The sequence below is a fragment of the Hymenobacter ruricola genome (assembly GCF_015694525.1).
Lineage (GTDB): Bacteria > Bacteroidota > Bacteroidia > Cytophagales > Hymenobacteraceae > Hymenobacter > Hymenobacter ruricola.
The window spans coordinates 112,210-132,470 of sequence record NZ_JADQDM010000007.1 but is presented as its reverse complement, the minus strand read 5'-3'; the positions used below and the strand labels follow the sequence as shown (position 1 = coordinate 132,470).

The 20,261-nt window shown below is 63.9% G+C and carries 16 protein-coding genes and 1 other RNA gene; 5 read left to right on the top strand and 12 right to left on the bottom strand.

The genetic code is table 11. From position 1 onward, the window contains the following. Positions 1-4: 4 nt before the first annotated feature. The 6 genes from I2H31_RS14840 to I2H31_RS14815 form a co-directional block, all read right to left on the bottom strand. Positions 5-1,174: a PAS domain-containing sensor histidine kinase gene (locus I2H31_RS14840; protein WP_196293823.1), complete on the bottom strand. Its 1,170-nt coding sequence runs from the start codon at positions 1,172-1,174 to the stop codon at positions 5-7. A gap of 2 nt (positions 1,175-1,176) precedes the next feature. Next, complete coding sequence (locus tag I2H31_RS14835; RefSeq protein ID WP_196293822.1) at positions 1,177-1,983, bottom strand: alpha/beta fold hydrolase; 807 nt, start codon at positions 1,981-1,983, stop codon at positions 1,177-1,179. A gap of 94 nt (positions 1,984-2,077) precedes the next feature. Continuing rightward, positions 2,078-3,985: an LTA synthase family protein gene (locus tag I2H31_RS14830; protein WP_196293821.1), complete on the bottom strand. Its 1,908-nt coding sequence runs from the start codon at positions 3,983-3,985 to the stop codon at positions 2,078-2,080. 115 nt (positions 3,986-4,100) lie between these two features. Beyond that, on the bottom strand, positions 4,101-5,228 hold the full coding sequence (gene ald, locus I2H31_RS14825) for an alanine dehydrogenase (RefSeq protein ID WP_196293820.1): 1,128 nt from the start codon (positions 5,226-5,228) through the stop codon (positions 4,101-4,103). A 97-nt stretch (positions 5,229-5,325) separates the two neighbouring features. Continuing rightward, on the bottom strand, positions 5,326-5,853 hold the full coding sequence (locus tag I2H31_RS14820) for a VOC family protein (protein ID WP_196293819.1): 528 nt from the start codon (positions 5,851-5,853) through the stop codon (positions 5,326-5,328). Between the two features lie 144 nt (positions 5,854-5,997). Beyond that, entirely contained in the window at positions 5,998-6,768 is a 771-nt protein-coding gene (locus I2H31_RS14815; RefSeq protein WP_196293818.1) for a DUF1573 domain-containing protein, read from the bottom strand. Positions 6,769-7,012: 244 nt separating this feature from the next. On the opposite strand from I2H31_RS14815, the gene I2H31_RS14810 reads away from it, so the two are divergent. Beyond that, positions 7,013-9,433 carry an alpha-ketoacid dehydrogenase subunit alpha/beta gene (locus I2H31_RS14810; protein ID WP_196293817.1) on the top strand — a complete coding sequence of 807 codons (2,421 nt, stop codon included), beginning with the start codon at positions 7,013-7,015 and terminating at the stop codon, positions 9,431-9,433. Positions 9,434-9,453: 20 nt separating this feature from the next. On the opposite strand, the gene I2H31_RS14805 is transcribed toward I2H31_RS14810, so the two are convergent. After that, positions 9,454-10,023, bottom strand: coding sequence for a hypothetical protein (locus I2H31_RS14805; RefSeq protein WP_196293816.1), 570 nt, complete (start codon positions 10,021-10,023; stop codon positions 9,454-9,456). 118 nt (positions 10,024-10,141) lie between these two features. On the opposite strand from I2H31_RS14805, the gene I2H31_RS14800 reads away from it, so the two are divergent. Beyond that, positions 10,142-11,140 (top strand): long-chain-fatty-acid--protein ligase, encoded by a 999-nt coding sequence (locus tag I2H31_RS14800; protein ID WP_196293815.1) that lies wholly within the window; start codon positions 10,142-10,144, stop codon positions 11,138-11,140. A 124-nt stretch (positions 11,141-11,264) separates the two neighbouring features. Next, a complete protein-coding gene (locus I2H31_RS14795; RefSeq protein ID WP_196293814.1) occupies positions 11,265-11,612 on the top strand; it encodes a hypothetical protein in 348 nt (115 codons plus the stop codon). A gap of 65 nt (positions 11,613-11,677) precedes the next feature. Here I2H31_RS14795 and I2H31_RS14790 read toward each other — a convergent pair whose 3' ends face one another. Continuing rightward, positions 11,678-12,841: a sigma-54-dependent transcriptional regulator gene (locus I2H31_RS14790; protein WP_196293813.1), complete on the bottom strand. Its 1,164-nt coding sequence runs from the start codon at positions 12,839-12,841 to the stop codon at positions 11,678-11,680. Between the two features lie 250 nt (positions 12,842-13,091). On the opposite strand from I2H31_RS14790, the gene I2H31_RS14785 reads away from it, so the two are divergent. Both I2H31_RS14785 and I2H31_RS14780 read left to right on the top strand, forming a co-directional pair. Next, positions 13,092-14,375, top strand: coding sequence for a PQQ-dependent sugar dehydrogenase (locus tag I2H31_RS14785; protein ID WP_196293812.1), 1,284 nt, complete (start codon positions 13,092-13,094; stop codon positions 14,373-14,375). 8 nt (positions 14,376-14,383) lie between these two features. Beyond that, a complete protein-coding gene (locus I2H31_RS14780; protein WP_196293811.1) occupies positions 14,384-14,833 on the top strand; it encodes a c-type cytochrome in 450 nt (149 codons plus the stop codon). Between the two features lie 199 nt (positions 14,834-15,032). On the opposite strand, the gene rnpB is transcribed toward I2H31_RS14780, so the two are convergent. The 4 genes from rnpB to I2H31_RS14760 form a co-directional block, all read right to left on the bottom strand. Beyond that, an RNA gene (gene rnpB / locus I2H31_RS14775) (RNase P RNA component class A) lies at positions 15,033-15,492 on the bottom strand. Positions 15,493-15,510: 18 nt separating this feature from the next. Beyond that, complete coding sequence (locus tag I2H31_RS14770; RefSeq protein ID WP_196293810.1) at positions 15,511-15,915, bottom strand: hypothetical protein; 405 nt, start codon at positions 15,913-15,915, stop codon at positions 15,511-15,513. A 27-nt stretch (positions 15,916-15,942) separates the two neighbouring features. Then, the gene (locus I2H31_RS14765; RefSeq protein ID WP_196293809.1) at positions 15,943-17,805 is read right to left on the bottom strand and encodes a M1 family metallopeptidase; all 1,863 of its coding nucleotides are present in this window, start codon (positions 17,803-17,805) and stop codon (positions 15,943-15,945) included. Positions 17,806-18,021: 216 nt separating this feature from the next. Continuing rightward, positions 18,022-20,079, bottom strand: coding sequence for a tetratricopeptide repeat protein (locus I2H31_RS14760; protein WP_196293808.1), 2,058 nt, complete (start codon positions 20,077-20,079; stop codon positions 18,022-18,024). Positions 20,080-20,261: the final 182 nt, after the last annotated feature.

Here is a 20,261-nt window from a genome sequence, read left to right as displayed (position 1 = left end):
GTCGCTACTCGGGCAAAATCAGCTGAAACGTGGTGCCTTCGCCCGGCACGCTGCTCACTTCCACTTGCCCGCCGGCCTGGTGCACCAGGCGGTGCACTAAGTAGAGCCCCACGCCGGAGCCGGGCACGTCGGGGTGGAAGCGGCGAAACAACTGAAACAGCTCGGCCCCGTGGCGCGCCAGGTCGAGGCCGCGGCCGTTGTCTTGCACGCGCAGCACCGTGGCACCCGGCGCCCGTGCGGTTCTCACGGCAATGCGCGGGCGCCGGCCGGGCTGGGCGTATTTCAGGGCGTTGCTGAGCAGGTTGGCGAGCACGCTGTGCAGGGCGGTGCGGGCCATGCGCAGGGCGGGGGCCGCCGCAAAGTCCAGCGTGAAATGGGCTTCCTGGCCCCGGGGCTGCGGGGGCAGGCCGCGGATGATTTCCTCGGTGAGGGCCTGCAGGGCCGTGGTTTCGGTGGGCGCCGGCTCCGGCTGCCGCTGGCGCTGCACCACTTCCGTCAGCCCGTCGATGGTGCTGAGCATCTGCTGCAGGGCTTCGTCCACCATGCCCATCATGGCGGCCGCCGCGGGGTCGTTGAACGTGGCGGTGCGCCGGAGCTCCCCAAACAACCCGGCCAGGTTGTTGACGGGCTGCTTGAGGTCGTGCGAGGCCGTGTACACGAAATTGTCCAGGTCCTGGTTGGTGCGGGTCAGCTGCTCGTTCTGGAGGCGCAGCTGCTCGCGCTGGGCCTCGGCCTGCTCTTTGGCCCGCAGCAGGTCCTGCTCGTATTTGCGCCGCTCGGTGATGTCGAACAGGGTGATGCGCACCACCAAGGGCTCGCCGGCGGCGTCGCGCCGCAGCGTGGCGTTCAGCAGCACGGGCAGGATGCCGCCGTCGCGGCGGCGCAGGGAGTAGCTCATTTCGCGCACCTCGCCCTGCAGCAGCAGCAGCGGCGCGCAGTGGGTTTCGTAGTGCAGGCGGCCGCCCACCGTGAGCAGCTGGGACAGACTCTGGCGGGCCAGCAGCTCCTGGCGCGCATAGCCGAGCCAGCTGAGCAGCGTTTGGTTGATTCTGACCAGCGTGCCGTCGGGCAGGCAGGAGCAGTAGCCGCAGGGCGCGTGCTCATACAGGTCGTCCGGGTCTTCTTCGGTCAACCGCAGGTCTAGCCCCGGCAGCATGTCGTCGGCCTCGCTCATGGTCATGCTGTACGCACGGGCTTCAGAAAATGATTAATCGCGGCAATGGTGGCCTGCGGGGCGCTCAGGTGCGGGCAGTGGCCCGAGGTGTCGAGCACCACCAGCTGGCTGTCGGGCAGGTGGGCGTGCAGGTAGTCGCCCACGGCGCGGGGCGCCAGCGCGTCGTGGGCGCATTGCAGGATGAGGGCCGGCGCGCGCAGCCGCGGCAGGTCGGCCCGGTTGTCGGCCAGAAACGTGACCCGCGCAAAGTGCCGGGCAATGGCCGGGTCGGTGCTGCAAAAGCTGTTGTGCAGCTCCGCCATCAGCTCGGGGCGGTCGGGCTGGGCCATGATGACGGGCGCCATGACCGCCGACCACCCTAGGTAGTTGTTGTCCATGGTGTCGAGCAGGTCTTCGATGTCGGCCGGCTCGAAGCCGCCGGTGTAGCCCACGTCGTTGAGGAAGCGCGGCGAGGGCGCCACCAGCACCAGCCGGGCCACGCGCGCGGGCTCCCGAATGGCAGCCAGCAGCCCGATGGTGGCGCTCACCGAGTGGCCCACCAGCACGGCGTCGCGCAGGTCCAGGGCCTGCAGCACGGCCAGCACGTCGTCGGCGTGGGCTTCCAGGGTGCTGTAGCGGGCGGGGTCGTAGGCCGTCAGGTCCGACTGGCCGGCCCCCACCAAATCGAGCAGCACCACGCGGTACCGGTCCGCAAACGCCGGGGCCACCAGCCGCCACATGCGCTGGTTGCAGCCGAAGCCGTGCACAAAAACCAGGGCCCGGGGCCCGGAGCCCGAAACGGTGACGTTGAGGCGCTTTAAAATTTCCATAGCAACTAGCAGCGAGCGAATGTAAGAACAAACGCACGAGCTCATCCCGCAAAGGCATCAGCCCGCCGGCCCTGTCCGTGGCCAGGCGGAAGGTTTACTTATACAGCCGGTTGTCGAGCAGGCCATTCACGTAAAACTGCACGCAGGCGCGCAGCTCGTCGCCGTACTTCTTCACCAGCGCCGGGTCGGGGTAGGCCACGGGCGCCACGGGCATAAGGTGCGTTTGGTAAGGGTAGAGGCGCACCTGGTTGGTGTTGGTGAGCTCCGTCACAAAGTCGGCGTGCACCAGGTAGTACGAGTCGCCGTCGCGAAACAGCGCGCGGCCGGGGCTGGCCGCATCAAACACGGAGGAGCCAAACGGCAGCAGGCGCCCCTGCTCCTGCGCCAGTCCCAGCACGTCGAGCACCGACGCCGGCACGTCGGCCTGCTGGCTGATGCGGTGCGGGTTGGCGGGCGGCAGCGGCTGGCCGGGGCGCAGCAGGAGCAGGGGCGTTTTGTGGTAGCCCAACGTGTTCTGGTAGCTGGCCTGGTCCGATTGGGAGGTGTGGTCGGCCGTGAGCACAAACAGCGTGTGTGCAAACCACGGCTCCCGGCGCGCGGCCCGGAAGAAGTTGCGCAATGCCAAATCGGTGTAGGCAATGGTGGGGTGGATGGGCTGGGTGCCCGCCGGAAACCGCCCCTTGTACCGCGCCGGCACCGTGAAGGGGTCGTGGGCGCTGAGGGTGAAGAGCGTGGCAAAAAACGGCTGCCTGGTGGCCGTCAGCTGCCGGTTGAAATACTGCAGGTAGGGCTCGTCAAAAATGCCCCAGTGCCCGTCGAAATCGGGGCTGGCGGCCCCGCCGGGGTACTCGTTCAGGCCGTAGTAGCGCTGCATGCCCGCGATGCCGGCAAACATGTCGAAGCCCATGGTGCCGTTGGCGCCGGCGTGGTACATGGCCGTGGCGTAGCCGTGCCGCCCCAGAATTTCGCCCAGCCCGTGCAGCTCGGCCGTCTGGAAGCTGGAGGTGATGAAGGGCTCGTCCATGAGCGAAGGCAGGCCCGACAGCACGGCCGGCAGCGCCTCGATGGAGCGGCGGCCGTTGGCGTAGTTTTCGCGCATCAGCAACGAACCAGGTGCCGTGGCCAGCGAATCAAAAAAAGGCGTGTAGCCGCCCAGCCCGCCGTTGTCCACGCCCGTGTACTCCGAGCTGAAGCTTTCCAGCAGCAGAATTACCACATTGTCGGGGGTGGGCGGCGCGGCGCGGGCCGGCAGCGGCACCGCCCCCAGGCTGGGCCGCAGCGCCGCCGCCGAAGCAAAATAGCCCTTGCGCTCCACCGGCACTTCGTCAATGGATTTCAGCACCGTAAACGTGCTGTTGAGCGCCAGGTGCCCCAGCACGGCCGGCTGCAGCTCAAACGCCGTGCCCGTGCGCAAGGGCTTGAGCTGCCAGCCGCCGCGCAGGCCCAGCACCACCAATACCACCACCACGGCGGCCTCCGGCACGCGCAACACCCAGGCCCGGCGGCCGGGCCGAAACGCCGCCTCGGCCGCCGTGGGCATGGGGCACAGCCACCACAGCAGGTACACCAGCGCCGCCAGCGGAATGGCCAGATACCAGTAGTGCAGCCCGATTTGCCCGGCTTGCTGCGCAATGTCTTCCCCAATGGTGCTCCACTCATTGCTGAGCCTTCTGCCAATGAATTTAAAGTACTGCCAGTCAATGATGTTTAGCAGGAACCCCGGGAAGTTCAGCAGCACAAACAGCCCGCGCAGCCACTGCTGCCCCCGGCGCGCGCGCACCGGCACCAGCAGCGAGGGCAGCACCAGCGGCAGGTTCAGCCACAGCAGCGCGGCCACGTCGAACCGCAGCCCGTGCACAAACGCATTCAGCACACTGCCCGCGCCAATATTGCGAAAAGGACTGAAGTTCAGCGCGTAAAAGCCCAGTCGCAGCAACGTGTACACGCCCATGAGCAGGGCAAAGCGGCGCAGCAGCAGGCGAATGGCAGGAGAGGGAAACAAGGTCAGTTAACAGTTAAGGGTTAGAAGTCAAGAGTTAGAAAACAAGAGCAACAAAGCAAAGCCTTCCCAACGCACGGTCGGGAAGGCTCTTGACTTTTAACGCTTAACGCTTAACTCAAACGGTCGCGCCTTCCAGCACCGAGTCCACGCTCACTAAGGGCAGGCCCCAGGCTTCGGCCACGCCTTTGTACACCACTTCGCCGTGCACCACGTTCAGGCCGAGGCGCAGGGCCTCGTCGCGGCGGCAGGCTTCCTGCCAGCCCAGGTTGGCCAGTTTCACGGCGTAGGGCAGGGTGGCGTTGGTCAGGGCCAGGGTGCTGGTGTAGGGCACCGCGCCGGGCATGTTGGCCACGCAGTAGTGCACCACGTCGTCGATGATGAAAGTTGGGTTTTCGTGGGTGGTGGGGTGGCAGGTTTCGATGCAGCCGCCCTGGTCCACGGCCACGTCCACCACCACGGTGCCGGGGCGCATGGTCTTCAGCATGTCGCGCGTGATGAGGTGCGGGGCTTTGGCGCCCGGAATCAGCACCGCGCCCACAATCAGGTCCGAGGTCTTGATGGCTTCGCGGATGTTGTACTCGTTGGAGTACTGCGTAATCACGTTCTTGGGCATGAAGTCGTCGAGCTCGCGCAGGCGGTTCAGGCTGATGTCCATGATGGTGACCTGCGCGCCGAGGCCGGCGGCCACTTTCGCGGCCTGCGTGCCCACCACGCCGCCGCCCAGCACCAGCACGTTGGCCGGCTTCACGCCGGGCACGCCGCCCAGCAGAATGCCGCGGCCTTTCAGGGGTTTCTCCAGGTACTTGGCGCCTTCCTGCGGGGCCATGCGGCCGGCCACTTCGCTCATCGGGATGAGCAGGGGCAGGGCCCGGTTGCTGAGCTCCACCGTCTCGTAGGCGAGGCAGATGGCCTTGCGCTCAATCATGGCGTGGGTCAGCTCCTCGCCGCTGGCGAAGTGGAAGTAGGTGAACAGCAGCTGGTTCTCCTTAATGAGCGGGTATTCCTCCGCAATCGGCTCCTTTACTTTGATAATCATCTCGGCCTGCTCGTACACATCGGCGATGGTGGGGAGCAGGGTGGCGCCGGCCGTCTGGTACTCTTCGTCGGCAAAGCCCGAGCCTTCGCCGGCGGTGCTTTGCACCAGCAGGGTGTGGCCGTGCTTGCGCAACTCCGCGACGCCGGCGGGCGTGAGGCCCACGCGGTTTTCGTTGTTTTTGATTTCCTTGGGAACGCCGATTATCATAAAAGAGGAGGTGGGAGTGGAGGTGAAAGCAGGAGGTGAGTGTTCGAGACGCAAAGATAAGGCGCCCGGTTCCCTTCCTCATCGCAGGATTCCGGCCTTATTGCGGGGCTTCCGCCAGCAGCGCGTTCAGGTCGAGCGCGCGGGTGTACATCTGCACCTCGCCCGCCGCCGTCAGGGGCCATTGCTCGCGCGGCCGGTCCCAGTACAGCTCCACGCCGTTGCCGTCGGGGTCGTCGAGGTAAATGGCTTCCGACACGCCGTGGTCGGCCGAGCCGGTGATGGGGTACTTCGCCCGCGCCAGCTGCCGCAGCGCGCCCGCTAGCTCGGCCCACGTGGCGTACAGAATGGCCGTGTGGTAGAGCCCCGCGCCGTGCTTGCGCGCGGGCGGCCCGCCCAGGCTGTTCCAGGTATTGAGCCCAATATGGTGGTGGTAGCCGCCCGCCGAAATAAAGGCCGCCTGGTTACCAAACCGCAGCACCACCTGAAAACCCAGAATGTCGCGGTAGAAACTCAGGGATTTGTCGATATCCGTTACTTGCAAATGGACGTGGCCAATGCGCGTCTGCGCCGGCACTACGTAGGCGTCATTGGCGGCCGGGGAGCCGCTGGTTGTGGGATTTTCCATGCAACAAAGATACGCATGAATGATGTATGTACATTATTTTTTGACGCAAGCAAAAAAGAAGCCCTACCGCAATGGCAGGGCTTCTTAAATCAAATTCCACAAAATCCGACGAATCTGCTAAATCCGAAAAATCCGCGGTTCAGACTACTTAAACGGCACGGCCGTGGCGCTTTCCTTCACCATGCTGTTGCCGCTGAGGTCGCGCACGATGTTGGCTTTGAGCGTGATTTTGGCGTCGCCGCTCAAGTCGTTCGAGGCAATGGTCACCACGTCGCTCACCTGGCCGAGCTGGCGCTGGGTGTAAAGCAGCTCCACCACTTCGCTTTGGCCGGGGGCAATGGGCTTGGGCGTGGCCTTGTAGCCCACGCAGTAGCAGCCCGAGGTGAGGGCGCCGAGCACGAGCTCGGTTTTGCCGGTGTTTTTCACCACGAAGCGGGCCGAGGGCTGCTGGCCGGCTTCCATTTTGCCGAAGTCGTGGCTGCTCTGGTCCACCACCATATGGGGCGAGGCGGCGAGCTGGGCCGGGGTGAGCATGGGCTTAATCTGGTCCTTGGTCAGCACCGTGCCCTTGATGCTGAGCACCTTGCTGCCTTCGGCGGCGTTGCTGGTCACGGTCACCGTCTTGTTGAACACCCCGGGGCGGCCGGCGCTGCTGTACATGGCCTTGATGATGCCGGTTTTGCCGGGCAGCACGGGCGTTTTGGTCCAGTCGGGGGTGGTGCAGCCGCAGCTGGCCTGCACGTTGGCGATGACCACGGGCTGGTTGCCGGTGTTCTTGAACTTGAACTCGTGGGTGGCCATGGTGCCCTCGGGCACGTTGCCGAAGTCGTGGTTGTCGGTTTCGAACTGCATCACGCCCTGGGCGCGGGCCGCCACGGCAAAAGCCAGCAGGCAGAGGGTAAGAAGCTTTTTCATGGATGAAAAATAACGTGCGTACAACAAATAACGTCCGGTTGAGCTTCCTGAGGCATCCCGTTTTCGCTGAGCAATCAGTTACTTGCCGGGACGCGACGCTGCCGTAAACTCCGCTCAACGTTGTCACCCCAAATATACGGCCAAACGGCCCGCACCACCTAGCCGGCCCCGATTCCGTATTTTTGCCCACGGCTCCGGCCGCTCGCCCTTCCCTCCCGAATTCCCACCACTTGTTTAGTCGCCTATGTCCTCCGCCGAAACCGCCCTGCCTGCGCTAGCCACCACGCTTTCCAAGGCTGATTTTCTCACCGATTACCGCCTGGCCTGGGAAAGTCGGCACGCCTCGCTGGCCGGCCGCAAGGAAGTATTCATGGGCAAGGCCAAGTTTGGCATCTTCGGCGACGGCAAGGAAGTGCCGCAGCTGGCCATGGCCCGCGCCTTCCAGAACGGCGACTTCCGCGCCGGCTACTACCGCGACCAGACCTTCATGGTGGCCATCGGCCAGCTCACCTGGGAGCAGTACTTCGCCCAGCTCTACGCCAACCCCGACCCCGAAGCCGAACCTGCCACGGCCGGACGCGCCATGAACGGCCACTTCGCCACCCGCATGCTGGACGAAGACGGCAACCTGCGCGACCTCACCCAGACCAAGAATTCCTCGGCCGACATTTCGCCCACCGGCGGCCAGATGCCGCGCCTGCTGGGCCTGGCCTACGCCTCCAAGCTGTTCCGCCAAAACCCCGAGCTGCACCAGTTCCCGCAGCTTTCCAACAACGGCAACGAAGTAGCCTTCGGCACGATTGGCAACGCCAGTACGTCGGAAGGCATGTTTTTCGAGGCGCTGAATGCGGCCGGCGTACTGCAAGTCCCCATGCTGATGAGCGTGTGGGACGACCATTACGGCATCTCGGTGCCGGCCGAGTACCAGACCACCAAACAAAGCATTTCGGCCATCCTGATGGGCCTGCAGCGCGAGGGCGAAGGGGAGCCGGGCTTCGAGATTTACGTGGTGCGCGGCTGGGACTACGCCGCCCTGATGGACACCTACCAGCGCGCCGCCGCCGTGTGCCGCGAGCAGCACGTGCCCGTGCTCATCCACGTCACGGAGCTCACCCAGCCCCAGGGCCACAGCACCAGTGGCTCGCACGAGCGTTACAAGAGCAAGGACCGCCTGAGCTGGGAAGAAGCCCACGACTGCCTGCACAAGCTGCGCGAGTGGCTACTGGCCGAGGGCCACGCCACCGAGCTGGAGCTCGACGACATCGAGAAAACCGCCGCCGCCACCATCAAAGCGGCCCGCACCGCCGCCTGGACGGCCTTCTTCGACCCCATCAAGGCCGAGCGCGACGAGGCTGTGGCCTTGCTCGACAAGCTGGTGGCCGACCACGGCACCGAAAACACCATGCGCGAGCTGGTGGAGCAGCTGAAAGCCAACCCCACGCCCATCCGGGCCGACATTGTGCGGACCTTGCGCCGCGCCCTGCGCCAGGTGCGCCACGAGAAGCGCAGCGCCGGCCGCCGCGCCATCCAAAGCCACCTGGAGCAGCTGCTGGCTGAAAACGCCGACCGCTACAATTCCAACCTGTTCAGCCAGAGCGAGCTGGCGGTGGGCAATATCGAGGAAGTTCCGGCCACCTTCGCGCCCGGCGCAACCCAGGTAGACGGCCGCGAAGTGTTGCAGGCCTGCTTCGACGCCAATTTCCAGCGCGACCCCACCATTTTCGCCATTGGCGAAGACGTGGGCAAGATTGGCGACGTGAACCAGGCGTTTGCCGGCTTGCAGGAGAAATTCGGCGAGCTGCGCATCACCGACACCGGCATTCGCGAGTGCACCATCGTGGGGCAGGGCATTGGCGCAGCCCTGCGCGGCCTGCGGCCCATCACCGAAATCCAGTACCTGGACTACCTGCTCTACGCCATCCAGATTTTGAGCGACGACCTCGCCTGCCTGCAATACCGCACCAAAGGCGGACAGAAAGCCCCGCTGATTGTGCGCACTCGCGGCCACCGGCTGGAGGGCATCTGGCACTCGGGCTCGCCCATGCAGATGATATTGGGCAGCATCCGGGGCATGCACGTGTGCGTGCCGCGCAACATGACGCAGGCGGCGGGCTTCTACAACACGCTATTGCGCAGCGACGAACCCGCGCTGGTGATAGAGCCCTTGAACGGCTACCGCCTCAAGGAAACCATTCCCAGCAACGTGGGTGAGTTCACGCTGCCGCTGGGCCGCCCCGAGGTGCTGCAAACCGGCACCGACGTGACAGTGGTGACCTACGGCTCGATGTGCCGCATTGTGCTGGACGCCGCCCGGCAGCTGGCCGAAGTGGGCATTTTGGTGGAAGTCATCGACGTGCAGACCCTGCTGCCCTTCGACACCGACCACCTCATTGCCGACAGCCTGCGGAAAACCAACCGCGTGGTATTTGCCGACGAAGATGTGCCCGGTGGCGCCACGGCCTTCATGCTGCAGCACGTGCTGGACGAGCAGGGCGCCTACCGTTTCCTCGATTCGCAGCCGCGCTGCCTGGCAGCCCAGCCCCACCGCCCGGCCTACAGCTCCGACGGTGACTACTTCAGCAAGCCCAACGTGGAGGACGTCTTCGATACGGTGTACGAGCTGATGAGCGAAACCGCGCCGGAGAAATTCCCCGAAATTTATTAGGATAAAAAGAAAACGCTGGGCTATTGGCCCAGCGTTACTTCAGTAGTGGTGATGGTATTGCTTTGGTGCAGCGAGCGGTCGAGGATGCTGATTTCAAACCTCAGCACGTCGCCGGGGAAGAAGGGCGACCCATCGATGTTGATGGGCAGCTTGTAATTCAGCGTGCCTTTGAGAGGCGCGGGACGGGCGTCGGCCTCGTCGAGGCGCAGAAAGCGGCCGTCGTATTCGCCCTGCACGCCTCCAACGTTGATAAACTTCTCAAACTGCTTAGTGACTGGGTTCTTCTTGTATGGCTGAATGATGTAATTGTAGCTGTAGCCGCGCTTGTTGGGGCCGTCGGTGGTAGAATTCCAAGGGGCCACTTTGATGTCGTCGTCGGAAAGGCCCAGGTCGCCGTCGCCGTCGCGGAAATCGAGGGCGAATTTCAGCGTATCAATTTCTGTCTGGCCCGCCGGCTTGTTGCGCACCATCGTCAGCGACTTGAAGTCGATGGACGGCTCCACCGGGTATTCGGGGGCATTGAGGCAGCTGCTGAGGCTTAGGCCGGCCAGCGCCGCGGCCGCCATGGAAAAGGTACGAAACAGGTTCATAAAGGCAGGAAATAAAAAGACAGCAGCACAACGGCGAATGCGCCGCCAAAGTACGTTTTTCCCAACGAATGGCCGCGCCGGTTGGTTCGGCTTGCGTTGCTAACCACCAAGTTTGCCCATGAGTTTCCGCAATGATTTTCTGCGTCGCCTGCCGACGTTAAATGAGGACGAGTTTGAGGCGGCGGCCCTGGCCCTGTTCCGGCACCAGGCCGCGCACTGCCCGCCCTACGCCGAGTACTTGCAGCAGTTGGGACGCCGCCCCGCCGCCGTGGCCCGGCTGGCCGACATTCTGTTTCTGCCCATCGAGTTCTTCAAAACCCACGAAGTGCGCACCGAGCCCAACGGGTGGGCGCCGCAGGAGCTTTTCCTGAGCAGCGGCACCACCTTGCAGCAGCGCAGCCGCCACCTGGTGCGCGACCCGGCGCTGTACCGCGAAAACGCGGCGCGCATCTTTGAGCAGTATTACGGCCCGCTCCCGGGCTGGATTTTCCTGGCTCTGCTGCCCTCGTATCTGGAGCAGGGCAATTCCTCGCTGGTGGCCATGGTCGACCATTTCGCCCGGCAATCGGGCCAGGCCCAGCCGGCCTTTTTTCTGCACGACCATGCCGCCCTGCGCGCCGCCCTGGCCGCCGCCAAACAAGTGCCCAACCGCCGCGTCATGCTCCTCGGCGTGAGCTACGCGCTGCTGGATTTCGCCGCTGAAGCCGGCCCCGCGCCGGAACTGCAAGGCCTCACCGTGCTCGAAACCGGCGGCATGAAGGGCCGCCGCCGCGAGATGATTCGGGAAGAGCTGCACACCGAACTGCAGCAGGCATTCGGCCCGGCCGGCATTCACTCCGAGTACGGCATGACGGAGTTGCTGAGCCAGGCCTATTCGCTGGGCGACGGTCGTTTCCACTGCCCCGCGCCGCTGCGCGTGCTGCTGCGCGACCCGTCAGACCCGTTTTCAATTGGCGATAGAAAGGACGGGGCCATTAATGTCATTGACCTGGCTAATATTGATTCCTGCGCTTTCATCGAAACGAAGGACCTGGCCCGGATGCACGAGGAGGGTGGATTTGAGGTGCTGGGCCGGATGGATAATTCGGACGTGCGGGGGTGCAATCAAATGGTATAGGCGACATTGTAGCTCCTGCGCCAGTGCATAACCTGTGATTCAAATGCAGTTTGTATCCAACGAATGGATACCATTGATTTGTTAAAAAGAAGTGATACTTTAGCTGTATTCAAGAATTCAAAGAATGAAAAAGCTCTCTATTATAGGTTTATTAAGTCTTTTTTTAACCAGTTGTACACTGGAAGAATTGATGAGTAAAACCAATAAAATGACTGAGGTGATTCAAGCCAACTGTGACTGCGATGATGTTCGTCTATTAAGTTATGAGGATAATATGGGAGGAGAATCCACCGCTTATTTCGAAGTTGTAGGTGCGGAAGTTGTCAGACACGCCCTAATTGCTTCTGAAATAAACAAAGCACTTAAACAAAACATCAATAACTACTGTGACATTGATGAATTGACCTTAGACTTTATCAACAAAGGGAAACACAGTAGGATTTTAATTAGCAATTGTGAGATAAAAAAATAAAAAGCAGTTGCGCCAACCTTTACGTAGGGTTGGCGCAACTGCTTTTGATAAAATACCTGAAGATATTATTTCCCCGCAAACGCCTTCGCGTCATCTGCCGAAATCGTGTCGTCGCTCATAATCACGAGGCGCTCCACCACGTTGCGCAGCTCGCGGATGTTGCCGCGCCAGTCCAGGCCCTGCAAATATTCCAGCGCATCGGCGTCAATTTTCTTGGGCTTGGTGCCGTAGTCGGCGGCGATGTCGCTGAGGAACTTCTGAATCAGCTCGGGGATGTCTTCGCGGCGGTCGTTGAGGGCGGGGACCTGGATGAGGATGACCGAGAGGCGGTGGTAGAGGTCTTCGCGGAAATTGCGCTCGGCGATTTCCTGCATCAGGTTTTTGTTGGTGGCGGCGAGCACGCGCACGTTCACGGAAATCTCTTTTTCGCCGCCCACGCGGGTGATTTTGTTTTCCTGCAGCGCGCGCAGCACTTTGGCCTGGGCCGAGAGGCTCATGTCGCCAATTTCATCGAGGAAGAGCGTGCCGCCGTCGGCCTGCTCAAACTTGCCGATGCGCTGCTTCACGGCCGAGGTGAACGAGCCTTTTTCGTGGCCGAACAGCTCGCTTTCAATCAATTCGGACGGGATGGCGGCGCAGTTTACTTCCACCATCGGGCCCTGGTTGCGCTGGCTGAGCTCGTGCAGCTGGCGGGCCACCATTTCCTTGCCGGCGCCGTTGGGGCCGGTGATGAGCACGCGGGCATCGGTGGGGGCCACTTTTTCGATGGCTTTGCGCACGGTGGCCAGCGCGGCCGAGGAGCCCACCATTTCGGAGCCTTTCGTGACGGAGAGCTTCTTTTTGAGGGTTTTGGTTTCGCTCACCAGCTTGGTGCGGTCCAGGGCGTTGCGCACGGTCACGAGCAGGCGGTTGAGGTCGGGGGGCTTGGGCAGAAAGTCGTAGGCGCCTTTTTTGGTGGCTTCCACGGCCGTGTCGATGCTGCCGTGGGCCGACACCATGATGAAGGCGGCGTCGGTGCCCATGGCCTGGGCCCGGGTCAGCACTTCGAGGCCGTCCATCTTGGGCATGCGGATGTCGCAGAGCACCACGTCGTACTTCTGCTGAATGAGCAAATCGAGACCGGCGGGACCGTCTTCGGCCTGGTCGACGGTGTAGCTTTCAAATTCCAGAATCTCCTTCAGCGTGTTGCGGATGGCTTTTTCGTCGTCGATGATGAGAATGCGGGGCATAGGGGCGGGAACGGATATGGATGCAAACGGAGCGGCGCGAAGGTAACGAAAAGCGGCGCTAGGAGTTTAAGTAGCCATTGCCTCGACCAACGCGTTTTCGGTCGGCTGTCATCCTGAACGCAGCGAAGGACCATATCCCGTCAGAACAAGTTGTTGAAACGGAATAAGGTCCTTCGCTGCGCTCAGGATGACAGGTATCCAGGCACGACAGTCGTTTTTACCTTCGCCCCATCCAATCTCAATTTCCCACATGAACAACCAACTATCCCGCCCTTTCCTGCTGGCGGCCGCCCTGGTCGGCAGCCTGGGCCTCTACTCCCTCACCACCCGCCCGGCTGTGGTAGCCCCCGACGCGGACAACGCCGGTCTGAAGCTGCCGGCCGGCTTCGGCGCGCTGGTGGTGGCCGAAACCGGCGCCCGCGCCCGGCACCTCGCCGTGACGCCCCAGGGCACCATCTACGTGAAGCTGAACCGGCCCAAGGACGGCAAAGGCATCCTGGCGCTGAAGCCCGGCGCCGGCGGCAAGGCCACCGTGACGGGCGGCTTCGGCAGCTACGGCGGCACGGGCATTTATGCCAAGGGCGGCTACCTCTACGCCTCCTCGGATGAGGACGTGTACCGCTACCAGCTGGACGCGAAAGGGGAGGTGACCAACCCCGCGCAGCCCGAAAAAATCATCAGCGGCCTGCTGAACCGGGGCGAGCACGAAAGCAAATCCATCGTGCTCGACAACGCCGGCAACCTCTACGTGAACGTGGGCGCCTACTCCAACTCCTGCCAGGAGAAGGACCGGGAAAAAGGCTCGATGGGCCGGCCGGGCTGCCCGATTCTGGATTCGGCGGGCGGCATCTGGCAGTTCCGGGCCGACAAGGCGAACCAGACCTACGGCACCGGCACGCGCTTCGCCACCGGCCTGCGCAACGTGGTGGGCCTCGACTGGAACGCCCAGAACAACCAGCTCTTCGTGATGCAGCACGGCCGCGACCAGCTCCACGACATCTTCCCGGCCCTGTACGACACCAAGCAATCGGCCGAGCTGCCCGCCGAGTGCCTTTACGCCCTCACCAAAGGCGCCAACGCCGGCTGGCCCTACCTGTACTACGACCCGGTGAAGAAACAAAAAATCCTGGCCCCGGAGTACGGCGGCGACGGCAAGAAGCTGGCCGACGCCAAGTACCTCGACCCGGCCGTCGCCTACCCGGCCCACACCGCGCCCGACGGGCTGCTGTTCTACACCGGCACCATGTTTCCGGCCAAGTACCGCAACGGCGCCTTCATCGCCTTCCACGGCTCCTGGAACCGCGCGCCCGAGCCCCAGAAAGGCTATTACGTGGTGTTCCAGCCCTTCCAGAACGGCAAGCCCAGCGGCCCCTGGGAGGTGTTTGCCGACAATTTCGCCGGCTCGGCGGAGAAGGTGGCTTCGGGCCGCGCCGACCACAAGCCCTGCGGCCTGGCCCAGGGCCCCGACGGCTCCCTGTACGTGTCCGACGACAAGGCCGGCACCATCTACCGCATCGTCTACAACCAGAAATAAGTGTGTTTGTGAAGAAGCGTAGTGCCCTGCTGGTCCTGTTGCTGCTGAGCAGCGGGGCCGCTTTTGCCCAGAAAAAACCGGTTGCCAAAGCCCCGGCCAAGCAGCCTGCGGCCGGCGTTTCGGCCGCGGTGCTGGCCGCCGGTAAGGCCGTGTACACCCAGAATTGCCTGAGCTGCCACCAGGCCGACGGGGGCGGCGTGGACGGCCTGAACCCGCCGCTCAGCAAAACTGATTACGTGCTCGGCGACAAGCCCCGCCTGATAAACGTGCTGGTCAACGGCCTGCGCGGCGTCGACATCGACGGCGAGCCCTACCACAACGCCATGCCCGCCCAAACCCACCTCACCGACCAGCAAATGGCCGATGTCCTCACCTTCGTGCGCAACAGCTTCGGCAACAAGGCCAGCGCCGTGACCGTGGGCGAAGTGAAAGCCGTGCGGGCAGCGGGCAAGAAGTAGCCTTGGCCGGCAGGGACCCCTGTCGGTCAACCCCGGCTCCCGCTGAGCCAGCAGGGACCCCTGCCGCTCAACTCCGACTCCCTTTGGGGTGGCAGGGGTCCCTGCCGGCCAACCCGAAGCCGGAACCGGCCAGCAGGGACCCCTGCCGGGCCAAACCAACGAAAAAGGCCACTCCCGCGCGGGAGTGGCCTTTTTGATGTGAGGTGATGGGTCTGTAAGCCGGGTTTTGTGCGCGGCCGAAGCCGCGTCCCCACCATTTATCTAGGCCAGTCCTCGCGGAAAGGCTCCATCAACCTACCCGCTGGCGCCGGACGAGCCGCCCGGTGCCGAAGCGGCCGAAGCCGCGCCGGCGTGCCAGCTTATTTGGTCTTTCAACCCCTGAGGTTTACCCAGCCGGGACGGTCACCCGCCCGCTGGTGCGCTCTTACCGCACCTTTTCACCCTTACCTGATGGCGGATTGGTGGGGTGGTGAGTTGTCTGAACAACAATCCACCATTCCGCCACTCCACCTTCCGGCGGTAGTTTTCTGTGGCACTGGCTGTCCTGGTTCGCATTATACTGGCCAGTCCTTCCCGTTAGGAAGCAGGGTGCTCTGCGTTGCCCGGACTTTCCTCGTCGCCCGTCTTGCGTTGGGCGCCGCGGTGGGGCGACCCATCACTGCGGGCAAAGGTAGGACTCAATGCTTTCCTTTTTCGCCTTCTGTCCTAATTATGTGTTCCAGCACACTAGCCTTATCCCGATTTACCCCAAAATGAAAATCGGGAGCGCAGTTGAAGTTGAATGCTTGTCCATTTTTAAAACGAATCTTGTATGTAAAACCGCCTACGGATTCTACTTTGAATTCTTCATCTATGGATTTAATGAATTTTCCTCTGCCATTCTCGATAATAATATGGCTTCCATTAACCGAAACATAGTAGTTAAACCAGTATTGATACGCGGCAATAAGAAGCAAACTGATTGAGAATAATATGTCATGAATTGGCTCTGTTAAAATGCTGAAAGCGCTGACCATGATTACCAAGATTACAAAAAGCAACAGACAGGTTAAAGCAACATAAAGCCCCTGCTTTTTTGTCATCCAACTTATTTGAACTGGCCTGGACATCTACTTCCCCTCCCACGCATTGTCCTTCGGGTAGCTGTCGGGCACCAGCGTGCTGCCCAGCGTCGCGCGCGTCAGGGGTTGCTTGGTGGGCACGGGGATGGTGACCGTAGTAGCCCCGGTTTCCCAGACGGCGATGCTGCGGTGGAATTTTTGGGTCGAGTTGTCGGCAAAGGTGAGGGTGAGGTCGACGGGGACGGGCTTGCTGCCTTTGGCTTGCACGGTGAGGTCGTAGCCGGCGGCGGTTTTGGTGACGGCCGCAATGGCCAGGTCTGGGTAGCCGTCGTCGAAGAACCAGCGCCGCCAGAACCAGTTGAGGTTGCGGCCCGCCCCGGCGTTCATGCTGTTGAAGAAGTCGTAGGGCATGGGGTGCTTGCCGTTCCAGTTGCGGATGTAGGTGTGCAGGGTCTTGGTGAACAGCTCGTCGCCGAGCAGGTCCTTCACGTAGAGGTAGCCCATGCCGGGCTTGGGGTAGGAGTTGAGGAAGAATGCGCCGCCGTTTTGCTGGGTGCTGGGCGTGATGACGGGCAGGTCGCCTTCCTCGCCGGCGTGGTCGGCGTAGGGCTTGATGCCGTAGTCGTCGTCCAGCTTGGGGTCGATGAGGGACGAAATCAGCCACTCGCCGATGGTGGCCCAGCCCTCGTCCATCCAGCCGTACTTCGTCTCGTTGATGCCCATGTAGAAGGGGAACATCGTGTGGAAGATTTCGTGGTCCGTGAGCGTGATGGCGTCGTCGCGGGTGTCGGTGGGGTTGTCGTTCACCATCATCGGGTACTCCATCTGGTCCAGCCCGTCAAACACCGTTTCGTGGGCGTAGGGGAAGGGCCATTTCGGGAAGGTGTAGCTCATGGCTTCCACCGTTTTGCGGCTGAAGTCGATGACCTCGGCGTAGTCCTTGTGCTTGGGGTTATACACGGCGTCGACGCGGGTGCGGCGCTTGGTGGCGGGGTCCACCACCAGGCTGGTGCTCTGCCACACGTAGTGGTCACTGGTGGCAAACACGAAGTCCGTCACGTTGCGGGCCTCGAAGCGCCAGGTATTCTGCGGGCTTGGGGCGGTGATGTCGCGCCGCTGGGCGTCCTCGGCCGAGACGACGAAGGCCACGGCGTCCTGCTGCCCGGCGTCGCGCAGGCGCTGGGCGTACTTTTTGGTGAGCACCTGGTCGGCGTTCTGCAGGTCGCCGGTGGCCCACACCACAAAGTTTTTGGGCACGGTGATGGCGGCCTTGAAATTGCAGAAGTCGTTGTAGAACTCCTGGTCGCCGGTGTAGGGCACGCGGTTCCAGCCGTCGATGTCGTCGTACACGGCAATGCGCGGGAAGAAATAAGCCACGAATGCCGCGCCCGGCTCAATCTCGCCGGTGCGCTGGTGCGAGCCCTTGTTGAGGATGTAGGAGTACGCCACCCGCACCGTGGCTGCCCGGCGCGCCCCGATGGCCCGGCGCAGCGGCACGGCCAGGTTGGTGGCGTCAATGGCCAGCTTCTTCACGTCAAACACCTCCCCGTTGATGGTCAGGGCCGAGATTTTGACGCCCTCGCCAATGTCTTCCGGCGCGAAGCTCTTGTCGCGGGGCGCCCCCTTCCGGTACAGGTTGGGGTAGAGCTTGAACCAGACCTGCCGCAGCGAGTCGGGGCTGTTGTTCTGGTAGGTAATGTCGACGGTGCCGGCCACGCGGCGCGTGGCGGGGTCGAAGGTGACGGCCAGGTTGTAGTCGGCGGTGTTTTGCCAGTAGGTGGGGCCGGGCTGGCCGCTTTCGGCGCGGGTGCCGTTGGCGTAGGTGGCCTGCAGGTTGCGCGGCACGGGCAGCGGCTGCTGGGCCAGGGCCGGCAGGGCGAGGAGAAGGGGGAGGAAAGGAAGAAAACGCATGAAGTAGGGTGCGGGGCTGGCGGGGAGAGCCTGCAAAAGAACGACCGAAAGCCTGCCGAGGACAATGCACGGCGCCCCGTCTGTCATCCTGAGCACCGCGAAGGACCTTCTAACCGCTGAATAGCTGGAAGTAATTACCGCCTCCAACGTGAGAAGGTCCTTCGCGGCGCTCAGGATGACAGAAGGGCCGTACTGCGCAACCGCCCGCCCGACGCCCTACCCCGGCAGGCACGCCACCACCCCGAAGCCGTGGGCCTCGGGCTGCACCTCCAGCGTGCCGCCCACCGACGCGGCGCGCTGGCGCATGCTGCCCATGCCCTGGCCCCCGGCGCGGGCGGTCTGGGCCGGGCCCGGGGCGTTGTCGCGCACCGAAAGGCAGAGCTGGCCACGCAGCGCGGAAAGGCGGATGGTGACCCGGGTGGCTTCGGGCGCATGCTTCACCACGTTGTGCAGCGCCTCCTTGAAAATGAGGTACAGGTGCTGGCACACGGCCGCGCCGGGGCGCAGCGCGGCGGCCTCGTCGGTCACGGCGAAGTCGACGGCCAGGCCGGCGGGTTCGAGCACCTCGTGGGCGTGGTCGCGCATGTGCACCAGCACTTCGGGCAGCCCGGCCGCGGCGGTGTGCAGGCCCCACACCACGTCGGCCATCTGGCGGGCGGCGCGGCGGCTGGTTTCGCTCAGGCGGTTGAGGCGTTCCAGCGTTTGGGCGGGGGCGGCCGCGGTTTCGCTCAGCAGGTTGCTTTGCAGGCTGATTTGGGTCAGCAGCGCGCCCACGTCGTCGTGCAGGTCGGCGGCTAGGCGCTGGCGCAGCTCCTGGTCGCGCGCCAGCAGGCGGGCGGCCTGCCGCTGCCGGTAGCGCCAAAACAGCCAGCCGCCCAGGGCCCCCGCCAGCGCCACCAGCACCCCAATGCCCACCAACTGCTGCCGGCTGCGCAGCTGGGCCAGCTCCTGGGTTTGGGCCAGCACGCGGGCGCGGGCCGTGAGCAGGGCCACCTGCTGCTCGGCGCGGTCGGTTTCGAAGCGGGCGCGCTCCTGCTGCACCGTCTCTTCGCTTTGGCGCTTGAAGCTGGCCTCGTCGAGCTTGCGCAACTGGTGCTCGCGGCGCAGGGCCTCGCGGAAGTCGCCCCGGGCCTCGGCCACTTTCTCAAGCACGGCCACGGCGCGGCTGCCTTGCAGCCGCTTGGTGCCCTGGGCGGCCAGGCTGGCCTGGGCCCAGTGCTCGGCCTCGGCCAGGCGGTGCTGGTGCAGGTAGATGTAGGCCAGGGAACTCATCTCGATGGCCGCCTGGGTAGATTGGCCCAGCTGCTGGCACAGGCGCAGGGCCAGGGTCTGGTAATAAATGGCCGAGTCGCCCCGGCCCAGGTCCGAAAACGCCCCCGCAATGCTGCCGTAGCAGGGCGTCAGGTTGCCTTCCTGGTGCTGGCGGCGCAGGCGCCGGATGGTTTCGCGGTAGTAGGGCACGGCCTCGGCGGGGCGGTGGCGGGCCCAGGCAATGTTGCCCAGCGTCTGGTACACGGGGGCCTGGTTGTCTTCGTTGCCCAGGCGCTGCAGGGCGGCCAGGGCCTGGCGGGCGTAGCGGTCGGCTTCGGGCAGGCGGCCCATCTGGTGCAGCACGGTGGCCAGGCTGCCCAGGGTGTTGGCCTCGTCGTCGGCGCGGCCCAGGCGGTGCTGCTGGCGGGCGGCGCGCAGCAGCACGAAAGCCGCCGAGTCCGGCCGGCCCTGGTAGAGGTACACCACGGTGGCCGTGCCCGAGAGGTTGGCCTGCGCGGCCTGGTCGCTCAGGCGGCCGTACTCGGCGTAGGCGCGGCGCAGGTAGGCCAGGGCCGCGCCGGGCTGGTTGGTGTCGCCCAGCAGCCAGGCCAGGTAGTTGTGGTTGTCGGCACGCCAAGCCAGCCGCGCGGTGCGCAGCAGGGGCTCGGCCCGGTGCAACAGGGGGGCGGCGGCGGCCGGGCTGCCCTGCTGCACCAGCACGAAGCCGCGTAAGCTCAGGGTCCGGCCCACGGCGGCCGAGTCGGCCCGGCCCCGGGCCAGGGTTTCGGCCGCGTGGGCGTAGGCCGCCGTGCCGGCCGAGTCGATGGCGGTGGCGTAGGCGGCCGCGGCGCGCAGGTACAGCGCCAACCGGGCGGCCGGGGTGCGGGCGGTGGCCGCGGCCGGGCGCAGGCTGTCGGGCAGCGGCGGCAGGGGGCGGGCCGCCACGCGGGCAGGCACCAGCCCCGCGCCGGCCAGCAGCCCGGCCGGTAGCACCACACGCCGGATAAATGAAGGTATACGCACAGACACTGGTGTTAAGAAATGTCTCAACAAATAAACGTGCAAATTTACCCGGCGTATTCTCCCGAAAAACAAAGAACAGTCTATTTAAACCACTATTTGTTTTCTTGGCTACTGCCGGGCTTCGGTTAGCCCCTCCCGGGCCGGCAAGCAGAGCCGTTGGCAAGGCACTGGCCGCAGTCGGG